Origin of the sequence: Pseudomonas sp. P97.38, assembly GCF_001269745.1 — a bacterium.
Lineage (GTDB): Bacteria > Pseudomonadota > Gammaproteobacteria > Pseudomonadales > Pseudomonadaceae > Aquipseudomonas > Aquipseudomonas chlororaphis_E.
The window spans coordinates 161305-174903 of record NZ_LHVJ01000028.1; the positions used below are offsets into that span (position 1 = coordinate 161305).

Annotated in this window: 12 protein-coding genes; all 12 read left to right on the plus strand. The window is 63.5% G+C overall.

What is annotated here, in order from left to right; all coding sequences use genetic code 11:
• Positions 1-199: 199 nt before the first annotated feature.
• Positions 200-1240, plus strand: a complete 1041-nt coding sequence (tssA, locus tag AD664_RS23665) for a type VI secretion system protein TssA (protein WP_053150338.1) — start codon at positions 200-202, stop codon at positions 1238-1240.
• A gap of 80 nt (positions 1241-1320) precedes the next feature.
• A complete protein-coding gene (gene tssB / locus AD664_RS23670; RefSeq protein WP_003177230.1) occupies positions 1321-1827 on the plus strand; it encodes a type VI secretion system contractile sheath small subunit in 507 nt (168 codons plus the stop codon).
• A gap of 2 nt (positions 1828-1829) precedes the next feature.
• Entirely contained in the window at positions 1830-3326 is a 1497-nt protein-coding gene (gene tssC, locus AD664_RS23675; protein WP_047735743.1) for a type VI secretion system contractile sheath large subunit, read from the plus strand.
• Between the two features lie 208 nt (positions 3327-3534).
• The gene (locus AD664_RS23680; RefSeq protein ID WP_053150341.1) at positions 3535-4023 is read left to right on the plus strand and encodes a type VI secretion system tube protein Hcp; all 489 of its coding nucleotides are present in this window, start codon (positions 3535-3537) and stop codon (positions 4021-4023) included.
• Between the two features lie 81 nt (positions 4024-4104).
• Positions 4105-4560 carry a T6SS effector amidase Tae4 family protein gene (locus AD664_RS23685; protein WP_024776799.1) on the plus strand — a complete coding sequence of 152 codons (456 nt, stop codon included), beginning with the start codon at positions 4105-4107 and terminating at the stop codon, positions 4558-4560.
• Positions 4560-4985 carry a hypothetical protein gene (locus tag AD664_RS23690; protein WP_053150344.1) on the plus strand — a complete coding sequence of 142 codons (426 nt, stop codon included), beginning with the start codon at positions 4560-4562 and terminating at the stop codon, positions 4983-4985. Before AD664_RS23685 ends, AD664_RS23690 begins: the two co-directional genes overlap by 1 nt.
• On the plus strand, positions 4979-5491 hold the full coding sequence (tssE, locus tag AD664_RS23695) for a type VI secretion system baseplate subunit TssE (RefSeq protein ID WP_053150347.1): 513 nt from the start codon (positions 4979-4981) through the stop codon (positions 5489-5491). The genes AD664_RS23690 and tssE overlap by 7 nt, the downstream gene beginning before the upstream one ends.
• Positions 5488-7347: a type VI secretion system baseplate subunit TssF gene (gene tssF / locus AD664_RS23700; protein ID WP_047735741.1), complete on the plus strand. Its 1860-nt coding sequence runs from the start codon at positions 5488-5490 to the stop codon at positions 7345-7347. Before tssE ends, tssF begins: the two co-directional genes overlap by 4 nt.
• Positions 7311-8363 (plus strand): type VI secretion system baseplate subunit TssG, encoded by a 1053-nt coding sequence (tssG, locus tag AD664_RS23705; protein ID WP_042731850.1) that lies wholly within the window; start codon positions 7311-7313, stop codon positions 8361-8363. Before tssF ends, tssG begins: the two co-directional genes overlap by 37 nt.
• Positions 8356-11046 (plus strand): type VI secretion system ATPase TssH, encoded by a 2691-nt coding sequence (tssH, locus tag AD664_RS23710; RefSeq protein ID WP_053150349.1) that lies wholly within the window; start codon positions 8356-8358, stop codon positions 11044-11046. The genes tssG and tssH overlap by 8 nt, the downstream gene beginning before the upstream one ends.
• A gap of 168 nt (positions 11047-11214) precedes the next feature.
• Entirely contained in the window at positions 11215-13146 is a 1932-nt protein-coding gene (locus AD664_RS23715; protein ID WP_047735740.1) for a type VI secretion system tip protein VgrG, read from the plus strand.
• Positions 13147-13164: 18 nt separating this feature from the next.
• Positions 13165-13599 (plus strand): DcrB-related protein, encoded by a 435-nt coding sequence (locus tag AD664_RS23720; RefSeq protein WP_042731853.1) that lies wholly within the window; start codon positions 13165-13167, stop codon positions 13597-13599.

The window sequence follows — 13599 nt, forward strand, 5'->3', positions numbered from 1 at the left end:
ACAGAGTCGAAATAGCTTACCTTGACAAGCGATAAGTACTACACCAAAAATGCACAACTTCTTGAATATCAATGATGGCACTTTAAGATCATAGCGCATCTATCGGGCCATTACCGTCAAGAGACATGTGAAGTTCCATCCGGAACTTGCGTGAACTGCCCGACTTCATTGTGCACGGGCGATAGGGAGATCGATCCAAGTGGATGTGCCTTTGCTGCTCGCCGCCGTTTCCGCGAACTCGCCTTGCGGTGAAGACCTGGAATATGACGCGGATTTCTTGCGCCTGGAACGCGATTCCCGAGGCCAGCCCGAGCGCAGCATGGGCGACTCGATCCTGCCTGCCGAACCCCCTGAATGGCGCAGCATCCAGCAACAGAGCCTGGACTTGCTGCAACGCAGCAAAGACCTGCGCATTACCCATTTCCTGCTGCAAAGCTCCCTGGCCCTCGAAGGCCTTCCGGGGCTGGCCAGCTCGCTGACCCTGATCAGCGAATTGCTCAAGCAATACTGGGCCGACCTGCATCCGCGCCTGGACGCCGATGACGACAACGACCCCACCGTGCGCATCAATGCCCTCGCCGGCCTGACATCCGACACGACCATTCGCCTGGTGCGCGAAAGCATCCTGGCCCGCTCGCGCACCTTCGGTGCCGTCAGCCTGCGCGCCGCCGCCAACGCCAGCGGCCTGCAAAGTTTCGCCGACGAAACCCTCGGCGCCGAACAGCTGGCCGGCGCCCTGCGCGACAGCGATGCCGAGCAACTGGAGATCACCCGTGCGGCCTTGTCGCAAGCCCGCAGCGCCGCCGAAGCCATCGAACAGCAGGTCAGCGACCAGGTGGGTTCGGCCCAGGGCGTGGACCTCGGCCCACTGAAGCAGCCGCTCAAGATGGCCTTGCAGATCCTCGGTCAGTTCGCCCCGAAGAACGACGACAGCGCCGCGCCAGTCGACGAGGACAGCGCGCCCGACGAGCTAGATGGCGCTCCTTCCAGCGGCGCGGTCACCAGCGTGCCAGGCGCACCGCGTGCCGCCAGCGGCGAAATCGCCAACCGCGACGACGTGCTGCGCAGCCTTGATCGGATTCTCGCTTACTACACCCGTCACGAGCCCTCCAGCCCCCTGCCGGTGCTGTTGAACCGGGCCAAGAATCTGGTGCACGCCGATTTTGCGGCAATCGTGCGCAACCTGATTCCCGACGGCATGAGTCAATTTGAAAACCTGCGCGGCCCAGATAGCGAATAAAAGCGAACGGATCACGCAGTCACGTCACCGGTACCACCGATGACGCCAACACCGTCGCTCAAGCGACCAGGAGCAGCAACGTGGCGAAGCAAAGTTCTCAGAAATTCATCGCGCGCAACCGCGCGCCTCGAGTGCAGATCGAGTACGACGTCGAGCTCTACGGCGCCGAGAAAAAGGTCCAGTTGCCCTTCGTCATGGGGGTAATGGCTGACCTCGCCGGCAAGCCCGCCGAGCCTCTGGCACCGGTGGCCGATCGCAAGTTCCTCGAAATCGACGTCGACAATTTCGACTCGCGCCTCAAGGCCATGCAACCGCGCGTGGCGTTCCATGTGCCCAACGAACTGACCGGCGAAGGCAACCTGAGCCTGGACCTGACCTTCGAAAGCATGGACGACTTCAGCCCCGCCGCCGTGGCGCGCAAGGTCGACTCGCTGAACAAGCTGCTCGAAGCGCGCACCCAACTGGCCAACCTGCTGACCTACATGGACGGCAAGACCGGCGCTGAAGAAATCATCATGAAGGCGATCAAGGACCCAGCGCTGTTGCAGGCCCTGGCGAGCGCGCCGAAGCCAGCACAGGACCAATGATCATGACTGACAATACCGCCCGCGAAGGCGTCCAGAACCTCGGCGCAACCGAAGAGACCAGCGAATTCGCCTCCCTGCTGCTGCAAGAGTTCAAACCCAAGACCGAACGTGCCCGCGAGGCCGTCGAGACGGCCGTGCGCACCCTGGCCGAGCAGGCCCTGGCGCAGACTGACCTGGTGTCCAACGACGCCATCAAGTCGATCGAATCGATCATCGCCGCCATCGACGCCAAGCTCACCGCCCAGGTCAACCAAGTGATCCACCACCCCGACTTCCAGCAGCTGGAAAGCGCCTGGCGTGGCCTGCACTACCTGGTCAACAACACCGAGACCGATGAGCAGCTCAAGATCCGCGTGCTCAACATCTCCAAGACCGACCTGCACAAGACCCTGAAGAAGTTCAAGGGCACCGCGTGGGACCAGAGCCCGATCTTCAAGAAGATGTACGAGGAAGAATACGGCCAGTTCGGCGGCGAGCCATACGGCTGCCTGGTGGGCGACTACTACTTCGACCAGTCGCCACCGGACGTGGAACTGCTGGGCGAACTGTCGAAAGTCTGCGCGGCCATGCACGCCCCGTTCATTTCCGCCGCCTCGCCGACCGTGATGGGCATGGGCTCGTGGCAGGAATTGTCGAACCCGCGCGACCTGACCAAGATCTTCACCACGCCCGAGTACGCCGGCTGGCGTTCGCTGCGTGAATCGGAAGACTCGCGCTACATCGGCCTGACCATGCCACGCTTCCTGGCGCGCCTGCCATACGGCGCCAAGACCGACCCGGTGGAGGCCTTCGCCTTCGAAGAAAACACCGACGGCGCCGACAGCTCCAAGTACACCTGGGCCAACGCCGCCTACGCGATGGCCGTGAACATCAACCGCTCGTTCAAGCACTTCGGCTGGTGCTCGCGCATCCGTGGCGTGGAGTCTGGCGGTGAAGTGGAGAACCTGCCGGCCCACACGTTCCCGACCGACGACGGTGGCGTGGACATGAAGTGCCCGACCGAAATCGCCATTTCGGACCGCCGTGAAGCGGAGCTGGCGAAGAACGGTTTCATGCCGCTGCTGCACAAGAAGAACACCGACTTCGCGGCCTTCATCGGCGCCCAGTCGCTGCAGAAGCCAGCCGAGTACGACGACCCGGACGCCACCGCCAACGCCAACCTGGCCGCGCGCCTGCCGTACCTGTTCGCCACTTGCCGTTTCGCCCATTACCTGAAGTGCATCGTGCGCGACAAGATCGGTTCCTTCAAAGAGAAGGACGAGATGCAGCGCTGGTTGCAGGACTGGATCCTCAACTACGTCGACGGGGACCCGGCGCACTCCACCGAGACCACCAAGGCCCAGCACCCTCTGGCGGCGGCCGAAGTGATCGTCGAGGAAGTCGAAGGCAACCCGGGTTACTACAACTCCAAGTTCTACCTGCGTCCGCACTACCAGCTCGAAGGGCTGACCGTGTCGCTGCGCCTGGTATCGAAACTGCCGTCGGCCAAGGGCGCGTAAGCAACAGTATTTGTCGGCGGGCCTGTTCCTTGTGGGAGCGGGCTTGCTCGCGAAGGCGTCGGATCAGTCGACATCAGCGTTGGCTGCCCCACCGCATTCGCGAGCAAGCCCGCTCCCACAGGTCCGGTGTTTCGGCTGACATCCAACGTAATTTCGCAAGGTCAGCGTCAACCAAACAATGTGGTTAGAAACCACACAGGGAGAAAACATGGCTGTTGATATTTTCATCAAGATCGGCGACATCAAGGGCGAGTCCATGGACAAGGCCCACAAGGACGAAATCGACGTCCTGAACTGGAGCTGGGGCATGTCCCAGTCCGGCAACATGCACACCGGCAGCGGCGGTGGTGCGGGCAAGGTGAACATCCAGGACCTGTCGTTGACCAAGTACGTCGACAAGGCCTCGCCGAACCTGATGATGCACTGCGCCAGCGGCAAGCACATCGACAAGGTCAAGCTGACCGTGCGCAAGGCCGGCGGTGAAAGCCAGGTCGAGTACATGATCATCAACCTGGAAGAAGTGCTGATCACCTCCCTGAGCACCGGCGGCTCGGGCAGCGATGATCGCCTGACCGAAAACGTCACCCTGAACTTCGCCAAGGTACTGGTGGACTACCAGCCGCAGAAAGCCGACGGCACCAAGGAAGGCGGTCCGGTCAAGTTCGGCTGGAACGTGCGTCAGAACGTCAAGGTGTAATCGAACACGCCCCCGGTGCCCTGCGCCGGGGGTGTTTGGTGCTTGCTCGAATCCAATCCTTTTGCGCGCGGTATCTGAGTCATGGCCAAGCCTTCGTTTATCAATTTGTGGAAAGCCTATTCCGACCTGCTGGTTGCCCATCCTGACGCAAAACCCTGTGACGGTCCGTGGGCAAACCAATGCGCCATACGCATGAGCCTGACGCTCAATGCGGAGAAAACCATCAAGGTCAACAAATCCACCTACACCAAAGACCCGCTGTGCAAGCATGAACACGCCAGGGGCGCCGAGTCATTGGCCAATTGGTTGTGGAAACATCATCTGGGCCGTCCAACTATTCTCAGTAACAGCCCCGAAGACCGAAAGACATTGATGGGCAAGACCGGCCTGATTTTCTTCAAGGACTGCTTCCAGCAATCCGGAGAGACTGCCGAAGGTCGTAGCGGCGACCATATCGATCTATGGAATCGTGGCCTGACCCAAACCAGCGACCTTTTCTATCGATCCAAGAAGGTCTGGTTCTGGGAGCTCACTTAATGAACAAGGCCCTGTTCGCCCTATGCCTGACGACTAGCCTGATCAGCCTGAGCGCATGCGCCGAGCATGCCGGGACGCTGACGACCCAGGCGGTTTTCGAGGGCCAGCCACTCAGCCTGGTTGACGATCAGGGTCAATGCACGCTGGTCAAACCCGACCAGAGTCGCATGAAGCTGGACATGGAATGGCCGTGCGGTTTCAGTTTGGATAAACAGCAGAAACTGCGCGTGGAAATGTTCAACAACATCCCGATTTTTGCGGTCTGGCGCAGCGAACACATGCCCGCCCCCAGCCGCGACTGTCTGAGCAAAATGCAGGCTGTTCGTCAGTTGCCGGAAGGTTTCGAGGCGGGAACGGTCAGCCTGTATGCAGCTTGCGGCGCCGGCGGAGACCAGAAAATGTACGTGGCACCCTTTACGTGGTAACCGAAATCGCCGCCCGCGATCGCCTGCAACCGTCCCTGCTGGATCGGTTGACTGACGACGATCCGACCAATCCCAAGGAAAGCGCCGACAAACGCGTGCTCTCGCTCACCCAGCTCAAGGCCTCGGTGCTGCGTGACCTGGCGTGGCTGCTCAACACCACCGCCCTGCTCGACGCCGATGCCACGCTGCACACGGCGGCCGGCACCTCGGTGGTGAACTTCGGGTTGCCGGCACTGGCCGGCAACAGCGCCTCGAACGTCGATGTCTCGGCCCTGGAAACCCTGATTCACCAGGCCATCGCCACGTTCGAGCCGCGGATCCTGCGCCACACCCTGCGCGTGCGTGCTCGGGCCACCGCCGAGATGAACCACAACGCCCTGAGCTTCGAGATCGAAGGCGACCTCTGGGCTCAGCCGGTGCCCCTGCGCCTGATGTTGCAAACCGACCTGGACCTGGAGACCGGCCACGTGCGGGTGGTCAATGCCGACCAGCGGAGACGTTCATGAACCCGCGTTTGCTGGAACTGTACAACCAGGAACTTCACCACGTGCGCGAAAGCGCGGCGGAGTTCGCCAAGGAATACCCCAAGATCGCCAGCCGGCTGACGTTGTCCGGCATGGACTGCGCCGACCCGTACGTGGAACGCCTGCTCGAAGGCTTCGCCTACCTGACGGCGCGGGTACAGCTCAAGCTCGACGCCGAGTACCCGACCTTCACCCACAACCTGCTGGAAATCGCCTACCCCCATTACCTGGCGCCCACGCCGTCGATGACCGTGGTGCAGTTGCAGGCCGACCCGGACGAAGGCTCGTTGAGCAGCGGCTTCCCGCTGCCCCGCGACAGCGTCCTGCGCGCCGCCCTGGGCCGTGAAACCCAGACCTGCTGCGAGTACCGCACCGCCCACGCGGTGACGTTGTGGCCGTTGCAGGTCAGCCACGCCGAATACTTCGGCAACCCGTCCACGGTGCTCGGGCGCCTGGCCGCCAGCGAGCCGAAGGCCAAGGCCGGCCTGCGCCTGACCCTGCGCACCGGGGCCGAACTGCCGTTCAACAGCCTGGCCCTGGACAACCTGCCGCTGTACCTGAGCGGTGCCGACGAGCAACCGTTCCGCCTCTATGAGCAACTGCTGGGCAACGCCTGCGCAGTGTTCGCGCGCAAGCCCGGCGGCGACTGGGTCGAGCGCCTGCCCCAGGACGCGCTGCGTTCGCGCGGCTTCGACGATGCCGACGCGGCGCTGCCCGTGGTGTCGCGGGCCTTCCAGGGCTATCGCCTGTTGCAGGAATACTTCGCCCTGCCCCAGCGTTTTCTGTTCGTCGACTTCACCCAGCTGGGCCGGGCGGTCAAGCGTTGCGACGGCCAGGAACTGGAGCTGATCGTGCTGTTCGACCGCCACGACCCGAGCCTGGAAGGCAGCGTCGGGGCCGCGCAGTTCCTGCCGTTCTGCACCCCGGCCATCAACCTGTTTCCCAAGCGCCTGGATCGCATTCACTTGTCGGAGCGGGTCAACGAACACCACGTGATCGCCGACCGTACCCGGCCGATGGATTTCGAGGTGCATTCGCTGACCGGCCTCACCGGCCACGGCACCGGGCCGGAACAGCCGTTCCTGCCGTTCTACGCCGTGCGCGATCCGTCGCGCTATGGGCGCGACAAGGCGTACTACACGGTGCGTCGTGAACCGCGGGTGCTCTCCAGCGACCAGCGCCGCAACGGCCCGCGCTCGACCTACATCGGCAGCGAAACGTTCGTCAGCCTGGTGGACAGCCAGCAGGCGCCTTATCGCCATGACCTGCGCCAACTGGGCGTGACGGCGCTGTGCACCAACCGCGACCTGCCGCTGTTCATGAGCGTGGGCAGCGGCAAGACCGACTTCACCCTGGCCGACAGTGCCCCGGTCGGCGCCGTGCGCTGCGTGGCCGGGCCCAGTCGTCCACGGGCCAGCCATGCCCACGACGCCAAGGCCTGGCGGCTGATCAGCCAGTTGTCGCTGAACTACCTGTCCCTCAGTGAACAAGGCCAGGGCGCCGCCGCACTGCGCGAGCTGCTGCGCCTGTACGGGGACAGCAACGATGCGGCGCTGCAATTGCAGATCGAAGGCCTGCGGGAAGTCAGCAGCAAAGCCTGCACCCGACGCCTGCCGATGCCCGGCCCGATCGTCTTCGGTCGCGGCCTGGAGATCACCCTGGAGTTCGATGAAAACGCGTTTCGCGGCACCGGCGTATTCCTGCTCGGCGCGGTGTTCGAGCGCTTCCTGGCACGCTACGTGTCGATCAACAGTTTTACCGAAACGGTGATTCGTACCACCGAACGCGGCGAGATCATGCGATGGAAAGCCAAGCCCGGACGTCGTCCGACCCTGTGAGTACCCTGGAAGCGATGCACCAGGAGCCCTGGGAATACGACTTCTTCCAGGCCTTGCGGCGCATCGAGTGTGAATCCCCCGAGCTGCCGCGCCTGGGCCATTCGCTACGCCTGGCCGATGACCCGCTGCGCCTGGGCCAACAAGCCGACTGCACCTTCGCGCCGGCGACATTGGCCTCGGTGCAACCGGGCAGCGACGGCGCGCCCGCGCGGCTGGAGCAATTCTTCTTCGGCCTCGGCGGCCCCAACGGGCCGATGCCGCTGCACATCACCGAATACGTGCGCGAACGCCAGCGCAACAACGCCGACAGCACCAGCAAGCGCTTTCTCGACGTGTTCCACCATCGCTTGCTCAGCCTGTTTTACCGGGCCTGGGCCGAAGCGCGGCCGACGGTCAGCCACGACCGCCCGGACGACGACTACTGGTCGGCGCGCCTGGCGTCCTTGAGCGGACGCGGCATGCCCAGCCTGCTCAAGCAGGGGCTGATTCCCGACACGGCGAAGCTGCACTACAGCGGCCACCTGGCGGCGCAAACCCGCTACCCCGATGGTTTGAAGGCGATCCTGGGCGAGTATTTCGGCCTGCCGGTGGAAATCGAAGAGTACGTCGGCCAATGGCTGGAGCTGCCGGAACGCAGCCGCGTCGGCGTCAGCGCTCATCAACTGGGCGTGGACTTCTGCCTGGGTCGCTACGTCTGGGATCGCCAGCACAAGTTCCGCATTCGCCTGGGGCCGCTCAAGCTGGTGGACTACATGGGCATGCTGCCCGGCAGCCAGCCGTTCAATGAACTGGTGGCCTGGGTCGCCGAATACCTGGGCCATGAACTGGACTGGGACCTGAACCTGGTCCTGGAGCAGCCCGAGGTCCCGGCGCTACAACTCAACGGCCGTTTCCGCCTGGGGTTCAACACCTGGCTGGGCCAGCCCGAAAAAGATGCCAACGATCTAATACTGGCCCGGCATTACGCCGAACAGGCCAACACCTCACAGACCTCAAGGAGCCATGAGCATGGGTGAAATCAGTCGCGCCGCGTTGTTCGGCAAACTCAACAGCGTGGCCTACAAAGCCATCGAAGCCGCCACCGTGTTCTGCAAGTTGCGCGGTAACCCTTATGTGGAACTGGCCCACTGGTTTCACCAGTTGCTGCAATTGCAGGACTCGGACCTGCACCGCATCATCCGCCAGTTCAACGTCGAGCCAGCGCGCCTGGCCCGCGACCTGACCGACGCCCTGGACCGCCTGCCACGCGGCTCGACCTCGATCACCGACCTGTCGTCCCACGTTGAGGAGGCCGTGGAACGCGGCTGGGTGTATGGCAGCCTGATGTTCGGTGAAAGCCAAGTGCGCACCGGGTACCTGGTGCTCGGCATCCTCAAGACGCCAAGCCTGCGCCATGCGCTGCTGGGGTTGTCGTCGGAGTTCGACAAGGTCAAGGCCGAAGCCCTGAGCGAACGCTTTGACGAATACGTCGGCGACTCCCCGGAAAACGCCCTGACCGCCAGTGACGGCTTCAACGCCGGCAGCGTGCCCGGCGAAGCCAGCGGCGCCATGGCCCCCAGCGCCATGGGCAAGCAGGAAGCGCTCAAGCGCTTTACCGTCGACCTCACCGAGCAGGCCCGCAGCGGCAAGCTCGACCCGATCGTCGGCCGCGACGAAGAGATCCGCCAACTGGTGGACATCCTCATGCGCCGCCGCCAGAACAACCCGATCCTCACCGGTGAAGCCGGCGTGGGCAAGACCGCCGTGGTCGAAGGCTTTGCCCTGCGCATCGTCGCCGGCGATGTGCCGCCGTCGCTCAAGGACGTGGAACTGCGCAGCCTCGACGTCGGCCTGTTGCAGGCCGGCGCGAGCATGAAAGGCGAGTTCGAACAGCGCCTGCGCCAGGTCATCGAAGACGTCCAGGCCTCGCCCAAGCCGATCATCCTGTTCATCGACGAAGCCCACACCCTGGTAGGGGCCGGTGGCGCCGCCGGCACCGGTGACGCGGCCAACCTGCTCAAGCCGGCCCTGGCCCGTGGCACCTTGCGCACCGTCGCCGCCACCACGTGGGCCGAGTACAAGAAGCACATTGAGAAAGACCCGGCCCTGACCCGTCGTTTCCAAGTGGTGCAAGTGGCCGAGCCGTCGGAAGACAAGGCCCTGCTGATGATGCGCGGCGTGGCCTCGACCATGGAACAGCACCACCAGGTGCAGATCCTCGACGAAGCCCTGGAAGCCTCGGTCAAGCTGTCTCACCGCTACATCCCCGCTCGCCAGTTGCCGGACAAGTCCGTGAGCCTGCTGGACACCGCCTGCGCCCGCGTCGCCATCAGCCTGCACGCCGTGCCGGCCGAAGTGGATGACAGTCGTCGGCGCATCGAGGCACTGGAAACCGAGCTGCAGATCATCGCCCGCGAGCACGCGATCGGCGTCGTCATCGGCAGCCGCCAGACCCACAGTGAAAGCCTGCTGAGCGCCGAGCGCGAACGCCTGGCCGAACTGGAAAGCCGCTGGGCCGAAGAGAAGAACCTGGTGGACGAACTGCTCGCCACCCGTGCCACCCTGCGCGAGCGCGTCGGCGTGGTGGACAGCGACGACGCCAGCGAAGCTGGCGACAACGAAAGCCACGACCTGCGGGCAAAACTGGTGGACCTGCAACAGCGCCTCAGCGCCCTGCAAGGCGAGAACCCGCTGATCCTGCCGACCGTGGACTACCAGGCCGTGGCCTCGGTGGTCGCCGACTGGACCGGTATCCCGGTGGGCCGCATGGCCCGCAACGAACTGGAAACCGTGCTCAACCTCGACCAGCACCTGAAAAAACGCATCATCGGCCAGGACCACGCCCTGCAGATGATCGCCAAGCGCATCCAGACTTCCCGCGCCGGCCTCGACAACCCGAGCAAGCCCATTGGCGTGTTCATGCTCGCCGGCACCTCTGGCGTGGGCAAGACCGAAACCGCCCTGGCCCTGGCCGAAGCCATGTACGGCGGCGAACAGAACGTCATCACCATCAACATGAGCGAGTTCCAGGAAGCCCACACCGTGTCCACCCTCAAGGGCGCGCCACCGGGCTACATCGGCTACGGCGAGGGCGGCGTGCTGACCGAAGCCGTGCGGCGCAAACCGTACAGCGTGGTGCTGCTGGACGAGGTGGAAAAAGCCCACCCGGACGTGCACGAGATCTTCTTCCAGGTGTTCGACAAAGGCGTCATGGAGGACGGCGAAGGCCGGGTGATCGACTTCAAGAACACCCTGATCCTGCTGACCACCAACGCCGGCACCGAGCTGATCGCCGACGTCTGCAAAGACCCGCAAAACGTGCCCGAGCCGGAAGAAATCGCCAAGGCCCTGCGCCAGCCGCTGCTGGAGATTTTCCCGCCGGCCCTGCTCGGCCGCCTGGTGACGATCCCGTACTATCCGCTCAGCGACGAAATGCTCAAGGCCATCACCCGCCTGCAACTCAACCGCATCAAGAAGCGCGTGGAAAGCACCCACAAAGTCGCGTTCGACTACGACGACGCGGTGATCGACCTGATCGTCTCGCGCTGCACCGAAACCGAAAGCGGCGGCCGTATGATCGACACCATCCTGACCAACAGCCTGCTGCCGGACATGAGCCGCGAGTTCCTGACCCGCATGCTCGAAGGCAAGGCCATGGCCGGCGTGCGGATCAGCGCGGTGGACAACGAATTGCAGTACGATTTCAGCGACGCGGCCTGATTCAAAGGTACACCGGCCCCTGTGGGAGCGAGCTTGCTCGCGATAGCGTAGTTACAGCCAGCATTACGGTTGACTGACACACCGCCATCGCGAGCAAGCTCGCTCCCACAGTTGATCCGGTCTATTCAGGGAAACAGCGGCGCAGCCCATACAACGACGAGATAACCGATGTTATTCAACCAAGCCTCACGCCTGGCCAAAATCACCAGCCCCCTGGGGCCCGAGGTGCTGCTGCTCAAGGACATGGGTGGCGGCGAAGAGCTGGGGCGGCTGTTCAACTATGAGTTGCAGCTGCACTCGCTGGACAACGCCATCGACCTCAACCAATTGCTCGGCAAACCCATGTGCGTGAGCCTGCAACTGGACGGCGGCGGCGAACGGTATTTCCACGGCATCGTTGCCCGCTGCAGCCAGAACGTCGACCAGGGCCAGTTCTCCAGCTACCAGGCCACGCTCAGGCCTTGGCTGTGGCTGCTGACGCGCACCTCCGACTGCCGGATTTTCCAGAACCTGACCATCCCGCAGATCATCAAGCAGGTGTTCCGCGACCTCGGGTTTTCCGATTTCGAAGACAGCCTGAGCGCCACCTACCGCGAGTGGGAATACTGCGTGCAGTATCGCGAGACCAGCTTCGACTTCGTCAGCCGGCTGATGGAGCAGGAAGGGATCTATTACTTCTTCCGCCACGAACAAGGCCGCCACGTGCTGGTGCTGGCCGATGCCTACGGCGCGCACACCAGCGCGCCCGGCTACGCGTCGGTGCCCTACTACCCGAAGAACGAGCAGCAACGCGAACGCGACCACATTCACGACTGGCACCTGGCTCAGGAAGTCCAGCCGGGTTCGCTGGAGCTCAACGACTACGACTTCCAGCGTCCCAGCGCACGGATCGACGTGCGTTCGGCGATGCCACGCCCGCATGCCGCCGGTGACTATCCGCTGTACGACTACCCCGGCACCTACGTGCAGAGCGCCGATGGCGAACACTACGCCCGCACCCGCATCGAAGCCTTGCAGACCCAGCACGAGCAGGTCGAGCTGGCCGGCAACGCCCGCGGCCTGGGCTCGGGCAACCTGTTCAGCCTCACTGGCTTCACCCGCCAGGACCAGAACCGCGAGTACCTGATCGTCGGTGCCCGTTACTATATTTCCCAGGAAAGCGGCGAAACCAACGGTGGCGCGCCCTCGGCCCAGTTCGAAAGCAGCCTGACCTGCATCGACGCCCAGCAAAGCTATCGACCGCTGCCCATCACCCATCGCCCCATCGTCAAAGGCCCGCAGACCGCGTTGGTGGTGGGCCCCAAGGACGAGGAAATCTGGACCGACCAGTTCGGCCGGGTGAAGGTGCATTTCTATTGGGACCGTCACGACCAGTCCAACGAAAACAGCTCCTGCTGGATTCGCGTGTCACAGGCCTGGGCCGGGAAAAACTGGGGCTCGATGCAGATCCCACGCATCGGCCAGGAAGTGATCGTCAGCTTCCTCGAAGGCGATCCGGACCGGCCGATCATCACCGGTCGTGTCTACAACGCTGAACAGACCGTGCCCTACGACCTGCCCGCCAATGCGACCCAGAGCGGCATGAAGAGCCGTTCGAGCAAGGGCGGCACGCCGGCGAACTTCAACGAAATCCGCATGGAAGACAAGAAAGGCGCCGAGCAGTTGTACATCCATGCCGAGCGCAACCAGGACATCGTGGTGGAAGTGGATGAAAGCCATTCGGTGGGCCACGACCGCAACAAGAGCATCGGCCATGACGAGACGGTGACCATCGGCAACAACCGCCTGCGCATCGTCAAGCAGGAGGACATCCTCTCGGTGGGCCTGCGCAAGACCGACAGCATCAGCCAGAGCTACGTCATCGAGGTGGGCGAGAACCTGCGCCTGGTGTGCGGCGAAAGCATCCTGGAGCTCAATGCCAGCGGCCAGATCAACCTGACCGGCGTGCAGATCAGCTTCTACGCCAGCGGCGATGCCGAGTTCAACACCGGCGGCGTGCTGCACCTGAACAACGGCGGCGGCCCCGGTGCCACGCCGGACGGCCAGGGCGTCAAGGGCAGCATCGACGCGAACATCAAAGCCGCGTTCCCCCAGGGTTAATCCAGAGATTCAGGCGCCATGACTTACCGCATCAACGAATTCCAGTTCCAACTGCCGCCCAGCGAACTGCTCGACGCGACGATCAATATCCTCAAGTTCCCCGAGCTGGGCACGTCCTTGATCGTCAGCCGCAGCCTGCTCGCCGAGGGCGAGACCTTGCAAAGCAACCTTGACGACCAACTGGCGCGCCTGGAAAAACAGGTCCAGGACCTGCGCTGCCAACCGGGCGTCCCGGTGCGCCTGGGCGCCAGCCAGGAGGTCGAAGGCATCGAGCTGCGCAGCCAGTTCAACAAGGGCACCGAAAAGGTATTCCAGTACCAACTGGCCCTGGTGCTGCCCGGCACCCGCAAGATGTTCGCCCTGAGCTACGTCAAGGCCGAGAAGCTCGGCGATGCCGAAGCCGCCCATTGGGCGAGCATCAAGGGCTCGCTGTTGTTCGACGTGCCGGCCTGA

Coding starts and splice junctions, on each gene's coding strand:
- tssG (WP_042731850.1), top strand. CDS start 7,311: ATGGAAAGCCAAGCCCGGACGTCGTCCGACCCTGTGAGTACCCTGGAA.
- AD664_RS23685 (WP_024776799.1), top strand. CDS start 4,105: ATGGCCAAGCCTTCGTTTATCAATTTGTGGAAAGCCTATTCCGACCTG.
- AD664_RS23720 (WP_042731853.1), top strand. CDS start 13,165: ATGACTTACCGCATCAACGAATTCCAGTTCCAACTGCCGCCCAGCGAA.
- AD664_RS23690 (WP_053150344.1), top strand. CDS start 4,560: ATGAACAAGGCCCTGTTCGCCCTATGCCTGACGACTAGCCTGATCAGC.
- tssH (WP_053150349.1), top strand. CDS start 8,356: ATGGGTGAAATCAGTCGCGCCGCGTTGTTCGGCAAACTCAACAGCGTG.
- tssC (WP_047735743.1), top strand. CDS start 1,830: ATGACTGACAATACCGCCCGCGAAGGCGTCCAGAACCTCGGCGCAACC.
- AD664_RS23715 (WP_047735740.1), top strand. CDS start 11,215: ATGTTATTCAACCAAGCCTCACGCCTGGCCAAAATCACCAGCCCCCTG.
- tssF (WP_047735741.1), top strand. CDS start 5,488: ATGAACCCGCGTTTGCTGGAACTGTACAACCAGGAACTTCACCACGTG.
- AD664_RS23680 (WP_053150341.1), top strand. CDS start 3,535: ATGGCTGTTGATATTTTCATCAAGATCGGCGACATCAAGGGCGAGTCC.